The 20,998-nt window shown below is 71.8% G+C and carries 25 protein-coding genes and 1 pseudogene; 12 read left to right on the top strand and 14 right to left on the bottom strand.

The window, feature by feature from the left end:
- Positions 1-108 precede the first annotated feature (108 nt).
- The gene (locus tag NON19_RS00625) at positions 109-483 is read right to left on the bottom strand and encodes a VOC family protein (RefSeq protein ID WP_255924508.1); all 375 of its coding nucleotides are present in this window, start codon (positions 481-483) and stop codon (positions 109-111) included.
- 226 nt (positions 484-709) lie between these two features.
- Positions 710-1,729: a LacI family DNA-binding transcriptional regulator gene (locus NON19_RS00620; protein WP_255924998.1), complete on the bottom strand. Its 1,020-nt coding sequence runs from the start codon at positions 1,727-1,729 to the stop codon at positions 710-712.
- A gap of 275 nt (positions 1,730-2,004) precedes the next feature.
- On the opposite strand from NON19_RS00620, the gene NON19_RS00615 reads away from it, so the two are divergent.
- The 6 genes from NON19_RS00615 (at position 2,005) to NON19_RS00590 (ending at position 8,533) form a co-directional block, all read left to right on the top strand.
- The gene (locus tag NON19_RS00615) at positions 2,005-3,414 is read left to right on the top strand and encodes an ABC transporter substrate-binding protein (RefSeq protein ID WP_255924507.1); all 1,410 of its coding nucleotides are present in this window, start codon (positions 2,005-2,007) and stop codon (positions 3,412-3,414) included.
- Between the two features lie 37 nt (positions 3,415-3,451).
- Positions 3,452-4,396 carry a carbohydrate ABC transporter permease gene (locus NON19_RS00610; protein ID WP_255924506.1) on the top strand — a complete coding sequence of 315 codons (945 nt, stop codon included), beginning with the start codon at positions 3,452-3,454 and terminating at the stop codon, positions 4,394-4,396.
- On the top strand, positions 4,396-5,283 hold the full coding sequence (locus NON19_RS00605) for a carbohydrate ABC transporter permease (protein ID WP_255924505.1): 888 nt from the start codon (positions 4,396-4,398) through the stop codon (positions 5,281-5,283). Before NON19_RS00610 ends, NON19_RS00605 begins: the two co-directional genes overlap by 1 nt.
- A 63-nt stretch (positions 5,284-5,346) precedes the next feature.
- Positions 5,347-6,432 carry an ABC transporter ATP-binding protein gene (locus NON19_RS00600; RefSeq protein WP_255924504.1) on the top strand — a complete coding sequence of 362 codons (1,086 nt, stop codon included), beginning with the start codon at positions 5,347-5,349 and terminating at the stop codon, positions 6,430-6,432.
- Positions 6,433-6,468: 36 nt separating this feature from the next.
- Positions 6,469-7,488: an NAD(P)-dependent alcohol dehydrogenase gene (locus NON19_RS00595; RefSeq protein WP_255924503.1), complete on the top strand. Its 1,020-nt coding sequence runs from the start codon at positions 6,469-6,471 to the stop codon at positions 7,486-7,488.
- Positions 7,481-8,533 (top strand): carbohydrate kinase family protein, encoded by a 1,053-nt coding sequence (locus tag NON19_RS00590; protein WP_255924502.1) that lies wholly within the window; start codon positions 7,481-7,483, stop codon positions 8,531-8,533. Before NON19_RS00595 ends, NON19_RS00590 begins: the two co-directional genes overlap by 8 nt.
- A gap of 100 nt (positions 8,534-8,633) precedes the next feature.
- Here the strand turns inward: NON19_RS00590 and NON19_RS00585 are convergent, their stop codons facing one another.
- From NON19_RS00585 to NON19_RS00570, 4 genes are read right to left on the bottom strand one after another with little or no spacing between them, the layout of a single operon-like run.
- Positions 8,634-9,260 (bottom strand): YigZ family protein, encoded by a 627-nt coding sequence (locus NON19_RS00585; RefSeq protein ID WP_255924501.1) that lies wholly within the window; start codon positions 9,258-9,260, stop codon positions 8,634-8,636.
- Between the two features lie 42 nt (positions 9,261-9,302).
- The gene (locus NON19_RS00580) at positions 9,303-9,458 is read right to left on the bottom strand and encodes a hypothetical protein (RefSeq protein WP_255924500.1); all 156 of its coding nucleotides are present in this window, start codon (positions 9,456-9,458) and stop codon (positions 9,303-9,305) included.
- Between the two features lie 39 nt (positions 9,459-9,497).
- Complete coding sequence (locus tag NON19_RS00575) at positions 9,498-10,421, bottom strand: phosphorothioated DNA-binding restriction endonuclease (protein WP_255924499.1); 924 nt, start codon at positions 10,419-10,421, stop codon at positions 9,498-9,500.
- A gap of 3 nt (positions 10,422-10,424) precedes the next feature.
- A complete protein-coding gene (locus NON19_RS00570) occupies positions 10,425-10,946 on the bottom strand; it encodes a hypothetical protein (RefSeq protein ID WP_255924498.1) in 522 nt (173 codons plus the stop codon).
- A 113-nt stretch (positions 10,947-11,059) separates the two neighbouring features.
- Between NON19_RS00570 and NON19_RS00565 the strand changes: the two genes are divergently transcribed.
- Both NON19_RS00565 and NON19_RS00560 read left to right on the top strand, forming a co-directional pair.
- A complete protein-coding gene (locus tag NON19_RS00565; RefSeq protein WP_255924497.1) occupies positions 11,060-11,467 on the top strand; it encodes a CoA-binding protein in 408 nt (135 codons plus the stop codon).
- 90 nt (positions 11,468-11,557) lie between these two features.
- Positions 11,558-12,034 (top strand): GNAT family N-acetyltransferase, encoded by a 477-nt coding sequence (locus tag NON19_RS00560; RefSeq protein ID WP_255924496.1) that lies wholly within the window; start codon positions 11,558-11,560, stop codon positions 12,032-12,034.
- Positions 12,035-12,043: 9 nt separating this feature from the next.
- Here the strand turns inward: NON19_RS00560 and NON19_RS33870 are convergent.
- Both NON19_RS33870 and NON19_RS00550 read right to left on the bottom strand, forming a co-directional pair.
- Positions 12,044-12,136 (bottom strand): annotated as a pseudogene (locus tag NON19_RS33870) (YbaK/EbsC family protein); the annotation flags it as partial.
- A 119-nt stretch (positions 12,137-12,255) separates the two neighbouring features.
- A complete protein-coding gene (locus NON19_RS00550; RefSeq protein WP_255924495.1) occupies positions 12,256-12,828 on the bottom strand; it encodes a helix-turn-helix domain-containing protein in 573 nt (190 codons plus the stop codon).
- Positions 12,829-12,982: 154 nt separating this feature from the next.
- On the opposite strand from NON19_RS00550, the gene NON19_RS00545 reads away from it, so the two are divergent.
- Positions 12,983-13,846 carry an EamA family transporter gene (locus NON19_RS00545; protein ID WP_255924494.1) on the top strand — a complete coding sequence of 288 codons (864 nt, stop codon included), beginning with the start codon at positions 12,983-12,985 and terminating at the stop codon, positions 13,844-13,846.
- A 79-nt stretch (positions 13,847-13,925) separates the two neighbouring features.
- Here NON19_RS00545 and NON19_RS00540 read toward each other — a convergent pair whose 3' ends face one another.
- The gene (locus NON19_RS00540; protein ID WP_255924493.1) at positions 13,926-14,687 is read right to left on the bottom strand and encodes an acyltransferase; all 762 of its coding nucleotides are present in this window, start codon (positions 14,685-14,687) and stop codon (positions 13,926-13,928) included.
- 62 nt (positions 14,688-14,749) lie between these two features.
- Between NON19_RS00540 and NON19_RS00535 the strand changes: the two genes are divergently transcribed.
- Entirely contained in the window at positions 14,750-15,283 is a 534-nt protein-coding gene (locus tag NON19_RS00535; protein ID WP_255924492.1) for a gamma carbonic anhydrase family protein, read from the top strand.
- Between the two features lie 7 nt (positions 15,284-15,290).
- Here NON19_RS00535 and NON19_RS00530 read toward each other — a convergent pair whose 3' ends face one another.
- Positions 15,291-15,941 (bottom strand): DedA family protein, encoded by a 651-nt coding sequence (locus NON19_RS00530; RefSeq protein WP_255924491.1) that lies wholly within the window; start codon positions 15,939-15,941, stop codon positions 15,291-15,293.
- Between the two features lie 112 nt (positions 15,942-16,053).
- Positions 16,054-16,836, bottom strand: coding sequence for an ArsR/SmtB family transcription factor (locus NON19_RS00525; RefSeq protein WP_255924490.1), 783 nt, complete (start codon positions 16,834-16,836; stop codon positions 16,054-16,056).
- Positions 16,837-17,249: 413 nt separating this feature from the next.
- On the opposite strand from NON19_RS00525, the gene NON19_RS00520 reads away from it, so the two are divergent.
- Positions 17,250-17,975, top strand: coding sequence for an MFS transporter (locus NON19_RS00520; RefSeq protein WP_255924489.1), 726 nt, complete (start codon positions 17,250-17,252; stop codon positions 17,973-17,975).
- Between the two features lie 3 nt (positions 17,976-17,978).
- On the opposite strand, the gene NON19_RS00515 is transcribed toward NON19_RS00520, so the two are convergent.
- Entirely contained in the window at positions 17,979-19,505 is a 1,527-nt protein-coding gene (locus tag NON19_RS00515; protein ID WP_255924488.1) for a serine/threonine-protein kinase, read from the bottom strand.
- 218 nt (positions 19,506-19,723) lie between these two features.
- Between NON19_RS00515 and NON19_RS00510 the strand changes: the two genes are divergently transcribed.
- Positions 19,724-20,008, top strand: a complete 285-nt coding sequence (locus NON19_RS00510) for a hypothetical protein (protein ID WP_255924487.1) — start codon at positions 19,724-19,726, stop codon at positions 20,006-20,008.
- A gap of 103 nt (positions 20,009-20,111) precedes the next feature.
- On the opposite strand, the gene NON19_RS00505 is transcribed toward NON19_RS00510, so the two are convergent.
- Together NON19_RS00505 and NON19_RS00500 are read right to left on the bottom strand one after the other, a co-directional pair.
- Positions 20,112-20,315: a hypothetical protein gene (locus NON19_RS00505; protein WP_255924486.1), complete on the bottom strand. Its 204-nt coding sequence runs from the start codon at positions 20,313-20,315 to the stop codon at positions 20,112-20,114.
- Positions 20,316-20,400: 85 nt separating this feature from the next.
- Positions 20,401-20,853: a DUF4442 domain-containing protein gene (locus NON19_RS00500; RefSeq protein ID WP_255924485.1), complete on the bottom strand. Its 453-nt coding sequence runs from the start codon at positions 20,851-20,853 to the stop codon at positions 20,401-20,403.
- Positions 20,854-20,998: the final 145 nt, after the last annotated feature.

Below are 20,998 nucleotides of genomic sequence, written 5' to 3'. Positions count from 1 at the left end.
GATGCACCGAGTGGCGGTCTGCGCCGGGCTGATCGACCGCGGGGTCGAAGCCGCGACGTCCAGCGGCTGCCGTGGCGCCGTGTCAGCGGCTGCGTCAGGCCCGTGGGCTCAGTGGAGGCAGAGGCAGAACGGATGGCCAGCCGGGTCCGCGTAGACCCGCCAGTTGGCCTCCGCGCGGAGCTGGTCCGTCCGCTCCAGCACGGTCGCACCGAGGGCGAGCGCCCGCTTCTCCTCCCCGTCGAGGTCGTCCACGTCGAAGTCCAAGTGGAGCTGCTGCGGGCGCTGTTGGCCGGGCCACTCGGGCGGTTGGTAACCGTCCACCCGCTGGCAGGCCAGCGGCGCCCCCTCGAACCCGTGCACCTCAACCCAGTCGGGTTCTTCCGGGTCCGCGACCACCCGGCCGCCGAGCAGATCCGCGTAGAACTCCGCGAGACGTATCGGATCGGCGCAGTCCAACGCGACCGCCTGCAGCTTTCGAATCACTTCCGACGCCCCTCACTCTTCGGCCGCTTCCACAACGCCCATGTACGGGAAGGGTCGTACCCACCGCCACGTCGGGCATGCGCGCCGGTAAGCCGAACCGCCGCCGGGCTTTCTGCCCGCCCTGGCCCGGTGCAACGCATAGCCCGATCCTCCCGCACAGTGATCAACAGAGGGCCAGCACGCTCGCGGAGACACCGCGTGGGCCGCGGTGGGCGGCGACCGGCGGCTAAGGGCGCTGTTCGGCCCCGTCCGGCGCGCAGCCGCAGGAGCGGCGGTGCACCAGGGTGGGCGCCAGACGGATGGCACGCGGGGGCGCCGTGTCGCCGGTCATCCGGTCGAGCAGCGTAAGGGTGGCCTGGCGGCCCATCTCCTGCCACGGCTGGGCGATCGCGGTCAGCGGTGAGGGCAGCAGGTCGCCCCATTCGACGTCGTCGAACGCGACGACGGCGATGTCATCGGGCACCCGGACCCCGCGATCGCGCAGCCCTCGCAGCACGCCCACGGTCATGTGGTTGTTGGCGCTGACCACTGCGGTGGGCGGCTCCTCCAGCTCCAGTAGCCGGATGACGGCGTCACGCGCCGAGACGACGTCCGATGCGCCGTCGGCCTCCAGCCGCGGATCATGGTCGATGCCCTGCTCAGCCAGCCCGCGACGGTAGCCCGCGAGCCGTTCGGTGGTCGTGGTGAGGCCTTGTCGCCCGTGGACCATGCCGATGCGGCGGTGTCCGCGCTCGGCGAGGTGGGCGATCAAGGCGGCGGTCGCCTCCTCGTTCTCGACGCCGACCTGGTCGAAACCGTCCGGGAGGAAGCGGTCGATCAGCACCACGGGGCAGGTCGGCCCCGGCAACTCCCCCAGGCAGCGCCGCAGTTCGGCCTGGGGCATCGAGGTGGCGAGCAGGATGCCGTCGACCCGCCGGTGGTGGAGGGCGCGCAGTACCCGGGCCTCCTGGTCGGGGTCGTCATGGGTGTCCGCGAGCAGCACGGTGTATCCCGCGGCCACCGCGGTCGACTCGATGGCATGGGCGAGCTCGCCGAGGTAGGGATTGGTGAGTGCGGAGACGGCCAGCCCGATGGTGCGGGTCGTGGCGGTCGCCAGCGACCGGGCGACCACATTGGGCACGTAACCGGTCTCTTCAATGGCGGCCTCCACCGCACGGCGTGCCGCGTCGCTCACTGGACGTGTGCGGTTGATGACGTGCGAGACCGTGGTGACGGATACCCCGGCGCGGCGCGCCACCTCATACATGGTCGGCACCGATCACCCCTCCCCGCCGGATATGGATCATCCGGCTGCGTGCACTGGCGGCTGTAGTGCGAAATTCTATCCCGCAACCGGTTGCGCAACCGGTTGCGCACTCCTATGGTCTTCCCCAATCAACGCGCAACCGGTTGCGCCCCCTGCTGGATCACCCCCGGATCACCCCCGAATCCCCCGGCACCCGAATCCCCCGAAGCACCCCCGGACCGACCACATCCGTCCCGACGCGGTCCCGTGTCAGCGGCAGCGAGGAGAGACGAACGATGCGAATCCGCCAGGCTCGGCGACGCGGCCGACACACCAGAGGTTCCCGGCAGCCCCGGACGTCCCGACGCAGGCTGGCGGCCACCGCGTCGGTCGCCGGACTACTGCTGACCGCGGGGTGCGCCGGTGCCGGCGCTGTCGGCGGTTCCGCACCGGGCACCACCCTGACCGTGGCGATCGTCGCCAATCCGCAGATGGCGGACGTCGAGCAACTCACCCCGTACTTCGAGCACCAGCATCCCGGCGTCCACATCAAGTACGTGACGCTGCCGGAGAACGAGGCCAGGCAGAAGATCACCGAGTCCGTCGCCACCGGCAGCCATGAGTTCGACGTGGTCATGATCAGCAACTACGAGACGCCGATGTGGGCGAAGGACAGCTGGCTGGTCGACCTGCAGCCGTACGCCGACCGCACACCGGGGTACGACCCGGGTGACTTCATCGGCCCCATCCGCCAGTCGCTCTCCTACCGCGGCGACATGTACTCGGTGCCGTTCTACGGCGAGTCGTCGTTCCTGATGTACCGCAAGGACCTGTTCGCCGCCCACCATCTGACGATGCCCGCCCACCCCACCTGGGACCAAGTCGCGCCGCTGGCGGACAAGTTGAACGATCCGGCCCACCACATCGCCGGGATCTGCCTGCGCGGCGACCCCGGCTGGGGTGAGAACCTCGCGCCGCTGGACACCGTGGTCAACACCTTCGGTGGCCGCTGGTTCGATCAGCGGTGGAACGCCCAACTCACGTCACCGGCGGTGGAGAAGGCCGTCTCTTTCTACACCGGCCTGCTGCACCGCGCCGGCGAACCGGCCGCGTCCAGCGCGGGGTTCACCGAATGCGGCACGGACATGGCGCAGGGCAACGCCGCTATGTGGTACGACGCGACCGTTGCCGCCGGATCGCTGGAGGACCCCGCCAGCAGCAAGGTGGTCGGCAAGATCGGCTATGCACCCGCGCCGGTGGAGAAGACCAACTCCTCCGGCTGGCTGTACTCCTGGTCGCTGGGCATCCCCAAGACCAGCGGACACAAGGACGCCGCATGGCAGTTCGTGTCCTGGGCCACCTCGAAGTCCTACATCAAGCTGGTCGGCGAGAAGTTGGGCTGGTCGCGCGTGCCGCCGGGCAGCCGCGCCTCGACGTACCAGATCCCGCAGTACCAGAAGGCCGCTGCCGCCTTCGCCGGACCCACCGTGCAGGCGATCAGCAGCGCCGACCCCGTCCATCCCACGGTTGACCCGGTGCCCGACACCGGCGTCCAGTTCCTGGGCATCCCCGAGTTCGAGGACCTCGGCACCCGGGTGAGCCAGCAGATCACCGCCGCCATCGCCAGACAGAAGTCGGTGCACGACGCGCTGGCGCAGTCCCAGCAGTACGCGCGGACCGTCGGGCGCTCCTACCAGCACCCCTGACCCGCCCCACCCCGACAACCACCAGATGGGAGGCGTCATGGCGACCCTCGCCCCGCCCGTCAGCGGCCCGGCGATGCCCGCGGCGCGGCAAGCGGCCTCACCGCGCCGCGAGGCCTGGCAGCGGCGGCTGCCGCTGACACCGGCGCTGATCTTCATGATCATCGTCACCCAGATCCCGTTCGTCTTCACGGTGATCTTCTCGTTCCAGTCCTGGAACCTGGTCCGGCCACACTCCCAGCACTGGGTGGGCCTGGAGAACTACGCCAATGTCTTCACCGACAGCGCCTTCCGTGACGCGCTGCTCACCGAGATCGGGATGACCGCGCTCGCCGTGGCGATCTCGATGGTGCTGGGGATCGGCCTCGCGGTGCTGCTGGACCGCAGGTTCCCCGGCCGGGGTGTGGTCCGTACGTTGCTGATCGCCCCGTTCCTCATCATGCCGACCGTCGCCGGACTGCTGTGGAAGACCACGATGCTCGACCCGGTCTACGGCATCGTCAACTACCTGTTGCGGCTGTGCGGCGCCGCGCCGGTCGACTTCGTCAACCAGCACCCGATGGCCTCGATCGTCACCGTACTGGTGTGGCAGTGGACGCCGTTCATGATGCTGATCGTCCTGGCCGGGCTGCAGAGCCAGTCGAACGAGGTCCTTGAGGCCGCCAAGGTCGACGGCGCCGGGGCATGGACCACCTTCCGGGCCATCACGGTGCCGCATCTGCGGCCGTACATCGAACTCGGTGTGCTGCTCGGCGCGATCTACCTGGTCAACACCTTCGACGTGATCTACATGATGACCCAGGGCGGTCCCGGCACCGCCACCACCAACCTGCCGTACTACCTCTACCAGCGCGCCTTCCTCGGCTTCGACGTCGGGCAGGCCTCCGCCCTCGGCGTGGTCACCGTCGCGGGCACGATCCTCGTCGCCTCGGTCGCGCTGCGCATGCTCTTCACCGTCTTCGCCACCACCGAACGGAGGGCATGATGGCCACCGCTACCCCCGCCACCCCGGTCACTCCCGCGGCGCCCGCCGCGCCCGGCCCCGCCTCCCGTCCGCTGCGCCGGATCCTCGGCCGGGCGTCATGGACTGCGGGCGCCTGGCTCGCGGCGCTGGTCTTCTTCTTCCCGGTGCTGTGGATGGTGCTCACCGCGTTCAAGCAGGAGGCCGACGCCTACACCACCACCCCGCACCTGGTCTTCTCGCCCACCCTGGCCCAGTTCCGCGCGGTGTTCCACAGCGGAATCGGCCCCTATCTGGCCAACTCGGCGCTGGCGACGGTGCTGTCCACCCTGCTGGTGCTGGTGCTCGGCATCCCGGCCGGCTACGCGCTGTCGATCCGCTCGGTCCGCAAATGGCGCGACGCCCTCTTCTTCTTCATCTCCACCAAGATGCTGCCGGTGGTCGCCGCCATCGTGCCGATCTACCTCGCCGTACGGGACATCGGCGCCCTGGACAACATCGGCACCCTGATCGTGCTCTACACGGCGATGAACCTGCCGATCGCGGTGTGGATGCTCCGCTCGTTCTTCCTGGAGGTCCCCGTCGAGGTACTGGAGGCGGCCCGCGTCGACGGGGTGACGCTCCGTCAGGAGATCACCAGGGTCATGCTCCCCATGGTCGCCCCGGGCATCGCGGCGACCGCCCTGATCTGCGTGATCTTCTCCTGGAACGAGTTCTTCTTCGCCCTCAACCTCACCTCGGTACGGGCCGCGACGATGCCCGTCTTCCTCGTCGGCTTCATGACGAGCGAGGGCCTGTACTGGGCGAAGCTCGCCGCGGCCGCCACGCTCGCCTGCCTGCCGGTGCTGCTGGCCGGCTGGATCGCCCAGAAGCAGTTGGTCCGCGGCCTGTCGATGGGAGCGGTCAAGTGAGCAACCCGGCACGCCACCCACACCACGGGCTGACGCGACCACAACGCAAGGAGACGAGGAAAGATGGCTGAGGTCCGCTATGCCGAAGCGTCCCGCGCCTACCCCGGTACCCCGCCGGTGGTGGCGGTGGACAGCCTGGAACTGACCGTCGCCGACGGCGAGTTCCTGGTGCTGGTCGGCCCCTCGGGGTCGGGCAAGACCACCGCCCTGCGTATGCTGGCCGGTCTGGAGGAGGTCACCTCCGGCCACATCACCATCGGCGGCCGCGATGTGACGCATGTGCCGCCCAGGGATCGGGACATCGCCATGGTCTTCCAGTCCTACGCGCTGTACCCGCACATGACCGTGGCGCAGAACATGGGCTTCGCGCTGAAGCTGCGCGGCATGCCCAAGGAGACCATCGCCGAGCGGGTCACCGAGGCGGCCCGCCTGCTGGATCTGGAGAAGTACCTGGACCGCAAGCCCAAGGCGCTCTCCGGAGGACAGCGGCAGCGGGTCGCCATGGGGCGGGCCATCGTCCGCGAGCCGTCGGTGTTCCTGATGGACGAGCCGCTGTCCAACCTCGACGCCAAGCTGCGGGTGGAGACCCGCGCCAACATCGCCGCCCTGCAGTCGCGGCTGGGCACCACCACCGTCTACGTCACCCATGACCAGGTCGAGGCGATGACCATGGGCCACCGGGTCGCGGTGCTCAAGGACGCGGTGCTGCAGCAGTGCGACACGCCGCGCACGCTCTACGAGCGGCCGACCAATGTGTTCGTCGCCGGATTCATCGGCTCGCCCGCGATGAACCTGTACACCGTGCCGGTCGACGAACACGGCGCGCGCCTCGGCGATCTCGTCGTGCCCGTACGGCGCGATGCCGCCGCTGGGCTCGCCACCGTGACCGTCGGGGTACGGCCGGAGGCGCTGTGCCTGGTCGGGGCCGACGAGGACGGCTTCAAGCTCGCCGTCGAACTCGTCGAGGAGCTGGGCGCCGACGCCTATGTGCACGGCAGGGCCCGACTCGCCGACGAGGAGCAGCGCGTCGTGGTACGTGTCGACCCGCGCGATCCGCCCGCGATCGGGCAGACCGTGCGCATCGGAGTGCGCGACCACGGCGAAGTACACCTCTTCCACCCCGACAGTGGCGAACGGCTGCACTCCTGAAGGCCCCGACACCTCCGAGAAAGGACGGCAGGACACATGGACAACCGCGCGGCGGTGCTGCACGGTCCGCACGACCTTCGGGTGGAGGACCGCCCCCTGCCCGTTCCCGGGCCCAACGAGGTACTGGTCGAAGTACGGGCGGTCGGAGTGTGCGGCTCGGACATCCACTACTACGAGCACGGCCGCATCGGCGACTTCGTGGTCAGCGAACCGCTCGTCCTCGGCCATGAGGCGATGGGTGTGGTCGTCGGCAGCGGCGAGCGGGCCGGACGCCATCTGCCGGGAACGCGGGTCGCGTTGGAGCCCGGAGTACCCTGCGGGCGGTGTGCCGAATGCCGCGGCGGGCGCTACAACCTCTGCGCCGACGTGGCGTTCTTCGCCACCCCACCCGTCGACGGCGCCTTCGCCCGCTACGTCACCATCGACGAGGACTTCGCCCACCCGCTGCCCGACCAGGTCTCCGACGAGGCCGGAGCGTTGCTCGAACCGCTGTCGGTCGGGCTGTGGGCCACGCGCAAGGCCGATGTCCGGCCGGGCGACCGGGTGCTGGTGACCGGTGCCGGGCCGGTCGGGCTGCTCGCCGCGCAGGCGGCCCGGATCGCCGGTGCCGCCGAGGTGGTGATCACCGACATCAACCCGGACCGGCTGCGGGCGGCCGAGGAACTCGGCGCGGGAACCGCGCTCGACACCGGGGAGCGCCCACTCGACCCCGGGCTCGGCGCCGATGTGCTGCTGGAGTGCTCCGGCGCACCCGCCGCGGTGGCCGCCGGAATCGCGGCACTGCGCCCGGCCGGGACCGCCGTCCTGGTCGGCATGGGACCGCACAGCGACGCCCGGCTGCCGGTCCAGCTGATCCAGAACCGGGAGATCACCTTGACCGGCACCTTCCGCTACGCCAACACCTATCCCCAGGCGGTGGCACTGGCCGCCGCCGGGCGGGTGGAACTCGACGCGCTGGCGAACCGCCGCTTCCCACTGGACCGAACGGAACAGGCGCTGCTCGCCTCCCGTACCGACGCCTCGGTGGTCAAGGCCGTGGTGATGCCCGGTGAATGAGCGCGACAGGCACGGTGCGATCGCGGTCTGCGGCGAGGCGCTCGTCGACCTCGTCGCACAACCGGCTCACATCGCGCAGCCAGGCGGCGCGGGAGCGCTCTTCCGCGCCCATCCCGGCGGCAGCCCGGCCAATGTGGCGGTGGGGCTAGCCCGGCTCGGTGTGCCGACCCAGCTGCTGGCCCGGCTGTCGGGCGACACCTTCGGCAGACTGCTGCGCGACCATCTGACGGACAACGGCGTGGGCCTCGATCACGCCGTCGCGGCAGCGGAACCCACCACGCTCGCCGCCGTCTCCACCGACGCGGACGGGGTGGCCAGCTATGACTTCTGGCACCAGGACACCGCGGACTGGCAGTGGCACATCGAGGAGCTCCCGGACCCGGTCCCCTCGCAGGTGGTGGCCGTGCACACCGGATCGCTCGCCCTGGCCCTCGAACCGGCGGCGAGCGTACTGACCGAATGGCTGCGCCGGGTGCGCCGCGACCGGCGGGTCACCGTCAGCATCGACCCCAACATCCGCCCCGCCTTCGACACCGATCCCGCGGCGGCGCTGCGCAGGGTGGAACGCCAACTGCGGCTGGCCGACATCGTCAAGGTCTCGGCGGAGGATCTGGAACTGCTGGCACCGGGCACCCCACCGGCCGCGGTCGCCCGCGGCTGGCGGCAGTTGGGACCCGCGGTGGTGGTCGTCACCCTCGGTGCAGACGGGTGCCTTGCCATCGGGCCGGACGGTACCGAGATCCACCGCCCCGCGGTGCCCGCCGAACTGGTCGACACCGTCGGCGCTGGCGACGCCTTCACCGCCGGGCTGTTGGCCGGACTGCACCGCATCGGCGCGCTCGGGGGCGAGGCGCCACGGCTGCTCGCCGCACTCGGCGCCACCGAGCTCACCGCCCTGCTCGACGAGGCCGCCCTGGTCGCCTCACTCACCTGCGGCCGCACCGGAGCAGACCCGCCCACCCGCGACGCGGTGCGGAAAGCGCAACGAGCGAACGGCCGCCCCCAGACGCTCCCCCGGCCGGACGGAGCGCCAACTCGGCGATGAGAAGGCGCCGTTCACCGCGGGCGATCGGGCCTTCCCGTCAGCCGTACCGCGCGGCGTGCGGCTCCCGCCGCGCCCGGGTCGCATCGGCCGCCGTCCCCGTTCAGAGCGTGCCGTACGTCTCCGCGCCCAGTTCCAGCGCCGCGCTGCCCGCGCTGGCGTCGGCCAGCCAGCCGCGGAAGGCGTCCAGGTCGGCCTCCGGTAGTCCGACCTCGATGGTCACCGCCGCCCCGTACCGCACCTCGCGCACCGCGCGGCCGGTGGCCCGCAGGTCGTTCTCCAGCTTTCCGGCCCGCTGGTGGTCGACGGTGATGGTGGCGAGCCGGTACCGGTGGCGGGTCACCGTGCCCAGGGCGTCCAGCGCCTCGCCGACCACTCCGCCGTACGCCCGGATCAGTCCGCCCGCGCCCAGCTTGACCCCGCCGAAGTAGCGGGTGACCACGGCCACGGCATAACGCACGTCGCGCCGCAGGAGCATCTGCAGCATCGGCACGCCCGCGGTGCCGCCGGGCTCGCCGTCGTCGCTCGCCTTCTGCAGCGCGGCGTCGGCGCCGATGACGTACGCGAAGCAGTTGTGGGTGGCGGACGGGTGCTCGGCGCGGATCCGACGGATGAAGTCCTGGGCCTCCTGCTCGGTCGCGGTGGGCGCGAGCGAGCAGATGAAGCGGGACTTGTTGACCTCGGTCTCGTGCACGCCCGCGCGGGCGACCGTCCGGTACTGCTCCTGCATCCGTCCAGCCTATGCGCTGGCCGGACGGCTCACGGCAGCCGGTCAGACGGTTCCGCTGACGGCGAGGCTGAGGAGCAGCAGGCCGAACGCGAGCGGTACGCAGGCCAGTGCCAGCAGCGGTGTCCGCAAGGCCGCCCGCACCTCGTTGGCGCCGGGCCCGGCGTGCCGCGAGCAACCCAAGGCGGGTGTGGAACGCACTCGGGGCGGCGGCGCGGGCGGCAGGAGGCGGGGCGTCCGCTATGCGGCGGCGGGGTGCTTGAAGACCTGCTGGTCGTGCCACGCTACGAAGGCCGGGTCGACGGACGGGTTCCCCGGCCGTGGCGCGGCCAGCCGCCGTCCCGCCAGCGCGTCCACCGCGCGGCCCGCCTCGTTGCGTGCCACGTACAGCCCGGAGACCCGTATCCGCATGTCCACGGTCAGCCCGAGCACTCCGAGGTCGAGCAGCGCATGGTGCAAGGCGCACAGCGCGAGCGCGTTGCGCAGCTCGTCGGGGCCGTGCTGGCTGTGCCACCGCACGTGCGCCGCCTCGAGGCCGACGGGGTTGCGGCCGAGCGCGCCGTCGTAACCGCACATCGCGCAGGCGAACGCATAGGCGCGCAGGGCCTCTTCGGCGAACCCGGAGCGCCGGGTCCGCGCCCGCGGTACGCGCGGCGGCAGCGAACGGGCGGCGTCCTCAAGGCTGGTGAGGTCCAGCCCGGCGCCGCCGCAGATCAGCGGTTCGAGCGCGGGCGTGAAGTGCCGGTCGAGCAGCACCCGCACGGCGGCCGCCAGTGTCCCCGGATCCGCGAGCAACAACTCCACTTCCGGCCGGAGTCGGCCGATGGCGCCACGCGAGCGCAGCAGGTTGCCGCTCTCGCGCACCTCGGGGCCGATCGGGCGCTCGCTGTCGTCGAGCAGTTGCCACAGTGTGCGTTCGAGGTGCACGAACGGCATCGCGGCGCGCTGCCGTTGGGCCGAGGCGCTGACGACGGACGGCCCGAAGTCGTTGATCAGCCGACTGACCGGCTCCTCCGCGTCGGCGTACGCGACCGCCGAACTACCGGTCGCCACATACCGCCCGAACAGCCACAGCAGCAACAGCGGCTTGTGCGGTGCCCGCCGCCCACCCACCGGCGCGGTCTTCAACCGCGTCAGCGCGTCCAGCAGTTCGTCATGCCTCACGCGTCAAACCTTACGAGGCCGTCGACTTGACACCCCACCACACCGAGCCGAGCAGCAGCGCCCCGGGACGACCCCCGCGGTCGCGGCGATGGCCGCTGCCGGGCAGCCGCATCCGGCCAGCGCCAGACCGGCGGCGCCGCAGGCGGTCAACCCTGCGGCGAGCCAGTGCAGTCGGGGCCGCCGCCAGACGACGGCGAGCCCGAGGAAGTGCAGACCGACGACGAAGGAGATCCAGGCGACGGTGGCCTGCGGTGCGTGCAGCGCCGCCTTGATGACCACGATCCCGGCCACCCCGGCCACCACCTCCAGGGCGACCACGAGCCAGTACTCCCGCCCGAAGCGCCCCGCACCGCTCGACCCGGCGGGCCGGGCGCGCCGCAGCGCCACCGCCAGGCCGAGGAACGCGGCGACGGCGAGGACCCGCAGGGCGACGCTCGCGGGCGACGGCAGCGCACCGGCGTCCACCTCGACGAAGACCAGCCCGAACGCGCCGCCGATCAGCCGCGTTATCTGTTCTCTTGTCACAGCGCACAGTCTGGCCAACGTGGACCAGGGAACGCGTCCGGGTCCCCGGGAATCCCCAGGCCACCGTGCTCGTTACGACAGCCATATGCAATCGCGACCCGCAGGAGGCAGGCGTGTACGGCGACCCGGCATCGATCCGCAAGATCCTCACCGGACTTGGTGACACCTGGGCCGTGGTGGGCCTGTCCAGCAACGAGCGGCGGGCCGCGTACGGCGTCGCGGAGGCGTTGCAGCGGTACGGCAAGCGGATCGTGCCCGTGCATCCGAGGGCCGAGACGGTGCACGGGGAGAAGGGGTACGCCTCGCTGTCCGAGATCCCGTTCCCCGTTGACGTCGTCGACGTCTTCGTCAACTCCACGCTCGCCGGGCCGGTGGCGGACGAGGCGGTGGCGATCGGGGCCAAGGCGGTGTGGTTCCAGCTCGGCGTGGTGGACGAGGAGGCGTACCACCGGGTACGCGAGGCGGGCCTGGAGATGGTCATGGACCGCTGCCCGGCGATCGAGTTGCCCCGGCTGCGCTGAGGTGGGCGCGGAACTTCCCCGACCGCAAGCGGACGATCGAATTCCATCGACGGCTCAACGAAGCCGGGCCGGTTGCGCTAGCGTCCTGGCGTGATCACCGTACGAGCCGCCGGTCCCGAGGACGCCGCCGAACTGGTGCGGCTGCGCCGTGAGATGTTCCGGTCGATGAACGGGCACGACGAACCAGGCGGTTGGGAGGAGACGGCGCGCGCGCTCATACGACGGCGACTGGCCGATCCCGACAGCACGCTGGGTGCGTTCGTGGTGGACGCGCCGCACGGCGGGCTGGCGGCCTGTGCGGTGGGCACGATCGAGCAGCGGCTGCCCGCTCCCGGGCATCCGACCGGCCGGTTCGGGTTCGTCTTCAATGTGTGCACGGACCCGGCCCACCGCCGCCGGGGCTACGCCCGGGCGACCACCGAGGCACTGCTCGGCTGGTTCGCGGAGCGCGGGGTGACCCGGGTCGACCTGCACGCCACCCCGGACGCCGAGGGCATGTACCGGGACTTCGGTTTCGCCGAGCACTCCACCGCGCTCTCCTTCGACCTCTCGCGCCCCAACGGCTGAGCCGCCTGCTCAGCTCACGGACCGACCGAGCCCTTCGAGCGCCACCGCGTCCGGCAGTACGGCCAGCACCTTGCCGGGCACCAGCGGCTTGCCGCGCCGCCGTACTGCACGCCGCTAGGCATCCCCGAGGCCGCTCAGCCCCCGCCGCCGCGTCCATCGACGCGAACGACGCCTTGCGGACGCCGAGATGACGGCGCACCGGCTGAGCGCGCCAACTGGCCTCAGCGCGGCGGTGGTACGGAGATCGCCAGTGTCATCTCCACCGGTACCGAGCCGCTGTTGTGGTAGCCGTGCGACGCCCCCGCCTCGAAGCTGGCGGTCGTCCCGGCGGGTACGTGGAACTCCGCACCGTCCACCATGAGCGTCAGCTCACCCGTCTCCACCCGGATCAACTCGGCGGTGCCGACCGGATGCGGATCCGAGTCATGGCCCTCGCCGGGCATCAGCCGCCAGGTCCACAGCTCCAGCGGCCCGGGCGCCTCGGTGCCCACCAGCAGCGTGCCGTGGCTGCCCGCCGGGGTCTCCCAGAGCCTGACCGCCTGGTCGGACGGGACCATTCGCACGGTGGGCCCCTCCGCCTGGTCGACCAGTCCGGCGATGCTCACCCCGAGGGCGTCGCCGAGGCGCACCACGGTGCCGATGCTCGGGTTGGTGCGGGCCTGCTCGATCTGGATGATCATGCCACGGCTGACTCCCGAGCGGGCCGCGAGGGCGTCCAGGGAGTAGCCGCGCTCCTGGCGCAGGTGTTTGAGGTTGCGCGCCAGCGCCTGCGCGACATGTTCGAGATCCGGCACCGATCCACCGCCCCCTTGGCTGGCCTTCCGATCGCACGGCGCGAGCAGCACGCAGCACCCACGCCGTCGAATATTTTGGATGACGCAATGCAGTCAGTTGCACTACGGTGGACTGCACTGCGATGTCCACCCCACTGTACTGCGAGGTAATGCCGTGACAGCGGTTTTCGCGCTGGCCACCAGTCTGCTCTGGGGGCTCGCCGACTTCGGCGGCGGGCTGCTGACCCGCCGGTTCCCCGCCCTGACCGTGGTCGTGGTCTCGCAGACCGCCGCCGCCCTGGTGCTGGGCGGCATCGTGGCCGGTACCGGGGGATGGACCGAGGCCGGGCCGCGGCTGTGGTTCGCGGTGGCCGCGGGGGTGGCCGGCCCGGCGGCGATGCTGTGCTTCTACCGGGCGCTGGCGCTCGGCCCGATGGGCGTGGTCTCACCGCTGGCCACGATCGGCGTGGTGGTGCCGGTGGGTGTTGGGCTGGCGCTGGGCGAGCGGCCGGGGTGGCTGCGGTGCGCGGGCATCGTGGTGGCCGTCGCCGGAGTGGTGCTCGCCGGTGGGCCGGAGCTGCGCGGTGCGCCGGTGCGGCGGCAGGCGATCGTGCTGACCTTGGTGGGCGCGCTGGGGTTCGGCGCGGTGATGGCGCTGATAGCGGCGGCTTCGGTGAACGTGACCGGTCTGTTCCTCGCGCTGTTCGTCCAACGGCTGTGCAACGTCGTGGTCGGCGGCACGGCGCTGGTGGTGTCGGCGCACCGGGGCGCCCGGGCGCTGCCGGAGGGCGGCGGGCGGTCGGTGTGGCGCAGCCTGCCCGCGCTGGCCTTCGTAGGGCTCGCCGACGTGGCCGCCAACGGTTCGTACGCGCTGGCGGCACGGCACGGCTCGGTGGCCGTCGCCGCCGTGCTCGCCTCGCTGTACCCGGTGGTCACGGCGTTCGCCGCCCGGTGCGTGCTCAAGGAGCGGCTGCGCATGGTGCAGGCGGCGGGCGCGGGTCTGGCGCTCGCGGGCTCGGTGCTGCTGGCCGCGGGGTAGGACTGTCCGGCACGACTCGCGGCAGCGCGCGGCCAGAGCCGCGGCGGTACGCCGTACCGTTCTTCGCAACGCGGCGCCGCTATTCCGCCTCCGGGTCCAGTCGCGCCAACGCCAGCACCTGTTCAGGGGTGAGCCCCGGCGGCAGCGGCACCGGGGCGGGAGTGCGCAGCGGCGGCTGCCAGCCGCGCTCCGGGTCCCAGCGCCGGACGATCCGCGCGGGCGCCCCGGCCACCACCGAGTGGTCCGGCACCTCGCCGCGCACCACCGAGCCCGCCGCGACCACCACGTTGCGGCCGAGCCGGGCACCCGGCAGCACCACGGCGCCCGCGCCCAGCCAGCTCCCGCCACCGATCTCCACCGGCGCGGTGCGCGGCCACTGCTTGCCGATCGGCTGGTCGGGATCGTCGTACGAGTGGTTGTCGCTGGTCACATACACGTACGGCCCGCAGTACACCTCCCGTCCGAAGACCACCGGCTGGGAGGCCACCACATGGCTGCCGCGCCCCAGCACGACCCCGTCCCCGAGCCGCAGCACCGGATCCGGACCGAACTCCATGCCCGGCACCATGCCCACGGTCAGCGTGACCTGCTCGCCGATGATGCAGTAGTCGCCCAACTCGATCCACCGCTCACCGAAGATCGTCCCCTGCGGATAGGCCAGCCGCGTGCCGGGGCCGATCCGGCCGAAACGGAACGGCCCGGGACGCTCCGCGGTGACGGCGGCGGTCTCCCGTATCCAGCGCGCACCACGGTGTATCAGGTCGGAGGCGACCCGGCGACGCCAGGCCGTCAGCGCCGCAAGCGGCGGCAGGGATGAGAACACGTTGCTGTTCTTCGGCACTCGCACACAGTAGCGACCGCATGCGATCATCGCGGTACCGGGACATGGACGGAGGATTCCGCATGGGACAGCGGGCGCTGGTCACGGGCGTGGCGGGACGCGAACCGGAGGTGGCCGCCGAGGCGTTCGTCGCGCCAACGGCCGTGGTACTGGGCGAGGTTCAGCTGGCCGCGGGCTCCAGCGTCTGGTACCACACGGTGCTGCGCGGCGACTGCGAACGGATCACGATCGGCGCCGACAGCAACATCCAAGACAACTGTACCGTGCACGCCGATCCGGGCTTTCCCGCGATCGTCGGTGAGCGGGTGTCGGTCGGGCACAACGCGGTGCTGCACGGCTGCGTGATCGAGGACGACGTACTAGTGGGCATGGGCGCCACGGTCCTCAACGGGGCACACATAGGCGCCGGTTCGCTGGTCGCGGCCGCCGCCCTGGTACCGCAGGGCCTACGGGTGCCGCCCGGTTCGCTGGTCGCCGGTGTCCCCGCCCGGGTCAAGCGGCAACTCACCGATGAGGAACGCGAGTTGGTACGGGCCAACGCGGAGCACTACGTACGGCTGACGGGCGATCACCGCAAGGCGTTCGACACGCGGTGAGCGCGCGTCACTCCCCGACCGACGTCGGCACCGGCTCCGCGGCCGTCTCCCGGCGCTCGGCGCGCGACTTGGCGCGCCGCCGGACCACCAGGAAGGACCCGATGCCGATCAGCACCGCCGCCGCGAGACCGAAGTACGAGAACTTCTTCAGCCACGCCTCGGCGACCACACCGACGTAGTAGACCGCCGCCGTGGTGCCACCCGCCCAGGCGATGCCGCCCAGCAAGTTGGCGGTGAGGAACTTCCAGTACCGCATGTGCAGCATGCCCGCGATGGGACCGGCGAAGATCCGCAGCAGCGCCACGAACCGGCCGAAGAACACCGCCCACATGCCCCAGCGCTGGAACGACCGCTCCGCCGTGGCCAGGTGATCGGGCCCGAAGTGCTTGGGGAACTTCCGGCCCAGCCGCTCGAACAGCGCCCGGCCGCCCCTGCGCCCGATGGCATAGCCGATGGAGTCGCCGACCACCGCACCGGCGACCGCGAACACCCCGACGAGGAACGGGTCGACGGTGCCGTGCGAGGCGAGCAGCGAAGCGCTGACCAGCACGACCTCACCGGGCAGCGGAACGCCCAGGCTCTCCACGCCGATCACCCCGGCGACCATCAGATACACCGCGATCGGCGGGATGCTCTGAAGCCATTCCGATACGTGCAACGCCGCTTCCCTCCGTTGACCCCCGCGCCGCCCGCCGGGCCGAAACCGTTGACGGGAAGCCTAAGCGAACGCCGGTGTGATGGGGAAACAGCGCCTTTACCGGGCGCACACCTCAGGCCGGGGGCGCGTCCCAGTTCTCCGGGATGCCGAAGGTGCGCACCATGCCCGCGCGGCCCTCGTCGGTGATCCGCACGACACGCCGGGCATCACCCCGGCGGATCCAGCCGAGCGCGAACAGCCGCCCGGTCAGCGCCGCGCCCAGCGCTCCCGAGAGGTGGTGGCGCTGCTCGCTCCAGTCCACGCAGTAGCGGATCGCGGGCCTGCGGCGCGGCAGCTCGTCCGGGTCGACCCCGAACTCGGTGAGCATCCGCCGCCCGTGTTCGGTGAGCTCGTACGCCACGTCGCGCCCGTAGGCGGAGGGCCGGTCGAGGTCCGCCGTCTCCTCCCGGTACCGTCCGTCGCCGCCGGAGAGGACGCCGCCCGCCAGCAGGGCGTCCATCAGCGCCACCCCGAGCCGCCCGGCCAGGTGGTCGTAGCAGGTACGGCAGCGCCGCAGCTGCGCGGCCCGGGTGCCCTCCCGCAGCGAGCGCACCGCCTTGGGCGGCGCCACCCGGGCGAGCGCCTCCAGCACGTCGGAGACCTCGGGGCCGCTGAGCCGGTAGTAACGGTGGCGGCCGTGGTTCTCGACGGTGACCAGACCAGCCTGAAGCAACCTGGCCAGGTGCGCGCTGGCGGTCGACGGGCTGATCCCGGCCTCGGCGGCCAGCACGCTGGCGGGCAGTCGCCGCCCGTCGCCGAGCGCCAGCAGCACCCGCACCCGGGAGGCATCGCCGAACACGGCTGCCACACTGGCCACATCTGCCTCGTGTTCCTGAGTGATCGTGTTCGACCGCATGCCTTCAGGGGTAGGCAGCGCACATTTCGTTCCGCGCCGAAACGTGGCGGCCGCGTTTCGCGCGTCGTCGCTTCGCGCGTCATCGCTTCGCCTTCGTGCCGCGTCGCTTCGCGCGTCATCGCTTCGCGCAACGTCGTTTCGCGCAACGTCGTTTCGCGCAACGTCGTTTCGCGCGTCGTCGAAGGGTTTCGCCGCAATGGTGGACTCATGGTTTCCACCAACCAACTCACCATCCCCACCAGCCGATCCGGCCGATCCGGCCGCGCCGATCGGACCGCACGGACTGGCTCCTGGCTGCCACTGCTCGCGGTGTCGCTCGGATTCTTCATGGTTATCCTCGACGTCACGGTCGTCACCGTGGCCGTCCCGTCCTCGGTGGCGCGCTGCACACCAGCGCTTCGGCGCTGCAGTGGGTGGTGGACGGCTACACGCTGGTGTTCGCCTGTCTGATGCTGCTGTGTGGCGCGCTGGGCGATCGGTTCGGCCACCGCCGCGCCTTCCTGGCCGGGCTCGTGGTGTTCACGGTGGCCTCGGCGGCGTGCGGCGCGGCGACCAGCGCCTGGCAGCTGATCGCGGCTCGCCTGCTGCAAGGCGCCGGTGCGGCGCTGATGGTCCCGGCGTCGCTGGCGCTGCTACGGGCGGCGTACCCCGAACCGGCCGCCCGGGCACGGGCGTTCGGGGTGTGGGGCGCGGTCAGCGGGCTCGGCGCGGCGGCCGGGCCGGTAATCGGCGGGCTGGCCGTGTGGGGCGTCAGCTGGCGCGCGGTCTTCCTGGTCAACATCCCGTTCGGGCTGCTGGCGACCGCGCTCACCTGGCGCTGCGTTCCGGCGCCCCGGCCGCACCCGGGCGCGCGGCTACGGCTGCCGGTACAGCTGCTGGGCGTGGCGGCGCTGGCCGCGCTGACCACGGCGCTGAACGGGGGCGGTACCCGGGGCTGGACCGATCCGCTGGTCCTCGGCTGCTTGGGCGGCGCCGCCGCGGCGGGCGGGACCTGCGCGGTCCTGCTGCGCCCGAGCGCCGACGAGGCCCGGCCCAGCCGGGCGCAGCGCCGGGGGCTGACCGGTGCCGCGACCGTGGGACTGCTGCTGAACCTCGGCGCGGTCACGGCGGCGGTGACGGCGCCCGGCCGCCGTGGGTAGCCGTCAGCAGGTCGGCAGCCCGGGCACCGGCTTGTCGTTCTCCCCGCCCTTGAGGTACACGTCGCTCACGTACACATTGGTGTGGCCGCTGTCGTCGTCGGTCCGCGCCCACCAGGTGTTCGTCCACCGGCCGCTGGTCTCCCGGCGGCCCAGATCAGCCTGGCAGTAGAAGTAGTTGCCGCCCGCGTGCAGCGTGCCCACCCGCGCTCCGCTCTGGTCGTACGACGCCGCGCTGCGCCAGGTCGTGCAGTCGTACTTGCCCGCGTCGGCGGACCGGCAGGGCGCGGGTGGCGGCCCGTCGCCCTTGTACGAACCCGGGGGCGTGGCCGAGCCGGTGCCGCCCGCCGGGTGGCCGTCGCGCTTGCCGTGGCCCGGCTTGTGGGGGCCGGACGGCTGCTCGCCCCGTCCCCGGTGGGCGTTCTGCTCCGGCCGGGTGCTGCCGTCGGCGGTGGTACCCGACGAGGGCTCGTTGGCGGTCGGTTGGGAGGCGGCCGTGTCGTTTCCGCCGCCGCCCGAGGTCAGCGCGTAGGCGACGCCACCCGCGGCCAGTACGGCGACGGCCGCGGCCGCGGCGAGCAGGGCCCGGCCGCGGCGGCGCTGTGGCGGCTGGCCGTTGTCCGGGCTCGCCAACCGCTGGGTGACCGGTTCCTCCGGCTGCGCCACCGCCGGTTCGGTTCCGGCGGCCACGGCCTGGAGCATCTCGCGGGCCTCGGCGGCGGAGGGGCGGGCCGCGGGGTCCTTGTGCATCAGCGCCCGCAGAACGGGGGTCAGCGCACCGGCCCGGCGCGGCTCCGGCAACTCCTCGGTGACGATGGCGTTCAGCGTCGAGTACACCGAGGAACGGCGGAACGGCGACGCGCCCTCCACGGCCGCGTACAACGTCATGCCGAGCGACCAGATGTCCGAGGCGGGACCGGGCTGCTGCCCCTGGGCGCGTTCCGGGGCCATGTAGTCCAGCGAGCCGACCAGTTCGCCACCGCGGGTCAGCGTGGTGGCCGCGTCATCGCCCGGCGCCTCCATGCTGGCGATGCCGAAGTCGGTGAGCACCACCCGGCCGCCGCGCTCCAGCAGTACGTTGCCGGGCTTGACGTCCCGGTGCAGCACCCCGGCCTGGTGCGCCGCGTCCAACGCGTCCAGCACCTTGGCGCCGGTGTCCGCCGCCTCACGCGGATCCATCGGCCCACGCTCGGCCAGCACGTCGGCAAGTGACGGTCCGTCGACCAGTTCCATCACGATGACCGGGCGACCGTCCTGCTCGATCACGTCGTGCACGGTGATCACACCGGAGTGCCGGACACGGGCGGCGGCCCGCGCCTCCCGCTGCATCCGGACCCGTAGATCCGCCGACTCCGGTGCGGTGGCGTCGGTGTGGGTGCGCAGCACCTTCACCGCGACCTCCCGGCCGAGCACCTCGTCCCTGGCGCGGCAGACGACGCCCATACCGCCCCGGCCGATCTCGCCGGTCACCCGGTAGCGGCCGCCCAGCAGTGCGCCGGTGAGGTCACCGCCAGTCTCCCCCGCCGTAGCCACGGATCCACCGTCCCCTCGCTCACCCGTCCCCTGGCGTGCAACAGCCTAGAGGAGGCGAACCCTACGTCCGGCACCCCGACCGGGCCAATCGAGGACCGCCATCGGGATGAATGCCCGTCAATCCCGGCATACGCCTTCCCCGGAGTGGTCACAGACACCGGCGTACGACACGCACCGCCACCGTCAGGTAGCGGAATTCCACAGCTCTGGAGGCATTCGTGTCCCGAACCCTGCCCCGCCTCGCCGCCACCGTCAGCGCGGCCGCCATGCTCGTGCTGGGCGCCGCCGGACTCGCCACCGCCCACACCCAGCACGACAACCAGCACGGGCAGTACAGCCACGCCTGGTCCGACGGGAACTTCCTGAACGACGCCGCCAAGTACTGGAACAACGGGCTGGACTACGTCGACGACTACCGCGTGGCCGACGGCTACAGCAAGGGCGGCGCCGAGCTGGGCAACGGCATCACCGGCCCGGGCAACTACTACGGCCCCGCCTCCTGACACACGGCCGCCTCCCCTACGACGGCCCGTCCAGAGGGCCGGGTGACCGGAAACCGCACGACGAGGCCCCGCGCCCTGCTCAGGGCGCGGGGCCTCGTCGCGATCAGTGGTGGCGCACCACGGTGGTGTGATGCACCACCGTGTGGTGAACGACGGTGTGGTGAACCGGTTGGTGCACCACGACATGGTGGACGACCGTGTGGTGGTGCGTACCGCATCCGGTGGCGAGCAGGGCCGTGGCGGCCAGCACGGTGACGGACAGCGCGGTCTTCAGGCGGTACACGTTGCTCCTCGGGATCTCGTTCATGTTGCCGGTACATCCATCAGGACGCACCAGCGCCCTGATCGTATCCCTGGCAGGAACACGCCGACCGGCCCGGTTCACCGCGCCGCTACGCGTTGGGGCGCAGGGTCCAGGTGATGCTCATCTCGCCGGTGACGGCGCCGTCTTCGCGGGTGATGGTGACCTTCACGGGGAACTCCGGCCGCTTGCCCTCGTCGAGTTCGGCGACCACCTCGGCGGCCGGGCGCCCGAGTTCGGCGGTGGCCACGACCGGCCCCATGGCGAGCTTCTTGTACTCGATCTCGGCACGCACGGCCAGCGGCACCGCCCGCGAGAGCTGGTCCCCGAAGGCGCTGAGCACGATCGCCCCACTCGCCGTCTCGGCCAGCGTGAACATGGCTCCGGCGTGCGGCCCGGCGACGTGGTTGTGGTAGTCGGTCTGGTCGGGCAGCCGTACCACCGCGCGCTCGGGAGTCGTCTCGGCGAACTCCAGGCTCAGGGTGCGGACCATGGGGACGGTGGCGCTCATCAGGTCGCCGATCTGCGGCAGAGTCTCAGACATGCCCGGATGTTACCAGCGAGTAGCACAGTTGGGTGGTGCCCTGCGCCACAGCCCTGCCCTCCCTGTCCGCGCTCCCCCGGCGCGCGGTGGTGCGAAACCGGGCCTGGCGTGGTCCACGGCGGACTCGACCCGTATCGTTTCTGGC

The sequence above is a fragment of the Streptantibioticus rubrisoli genome (genome assembly GCF_024436055.1).
GTDB classification, from domain to species: domain Bacteria; phylum Actinomycetota; class Actinomycetes; order Streptomycetales; family Streptomycetaceae; genus Streptantibioticus_A; species Streptantibioticus_A rubrisoli.
This window is presented reverse-complemented; position numbering and strand designations above follow the sequence as displayed.

Excerpts from the sequence above, each read along its gene's own strand:
- NON19_RS00525 (WP_255924490.1), bottom strand. The coding sequence starts at position 16,836 with ATGCGGTCGAACACGATCACTCAGGAACACGAGGCAGATGTGGCCAGT.
- NON19_RS00595 (WP_255924503.1), top strand. The coding sequence starts at position 6,469 with ATGGACAACCGCGCGGCGGTGCTGCACGGTCCGCACGACCTTCGGGTG.
- NON19_RS00500 (WP_255924485.1), bottom strand. The coding sequence starts at position 20,853 with ATGTCTGAGACTCTGCCGCAGATCGGCGACCTGATGAGCGCCACCGTC.
- NON19_RS00605 (WP_255924505.1), top strand. The coding sequence starts at position 4,396 with ATGGCCACCGCTACCCCCGCCACCCCGGTCACTCCCGCGGCGCCCGCC.
- NON19_RS00505 (WP_255924486.1), bottom strand. The coding sequence starts at position 20,315 with ATGAACGAGATCCCGAGGAGCAACGTGTACCGCCTGAAGACCGCGCTG.
- NON19_RS00585 (WP_255924501.1), bottom strand. The coding sequence starts at position 9,260 with ATGCAGGAGCAGTACCGGACGGTCGCCCGCGCGGGCGTGCACGAGACC.
- NON19_RS00615 (WP_255924507.1), top strand. The coding sequence starts at position 2,005 with ATGCGAATCCGCCAGGCTCGGCGACGCGGCCGACACACCAGAGGTTCC.
- NON19_RS00600 (WP_255924504.1), top strand. The coding sequence starts at position 5,347 with ATGGCTGAGGTCCGCTATGCCGAAGCGTCCCGCGCCTACCCCGGTACC.
- NON19_RS00535 (WP_255924492.1), top strand. The coding sequence starts at position 14,750 with ATGGGACAGCGGGCGCTGGTCACGGGCGTGGCGGGACGCGAACCGGAG.
- NON19_RS00620 (WP_255924998.1), bottom strand. The coding sequence starts at position 1,729 with ATGTATGAGGTGGCGCGCCGCGCCGGGGTATCCGTCACCACGGTCTCG.
- NON19_RS00610 (WP_255924506.1), top strand. The coding sequence starts at position 3,452 with ATGGCGACCCTCGCCCCGCCCGTCAGCGGCCCGGCGATGCCCGCGGCG.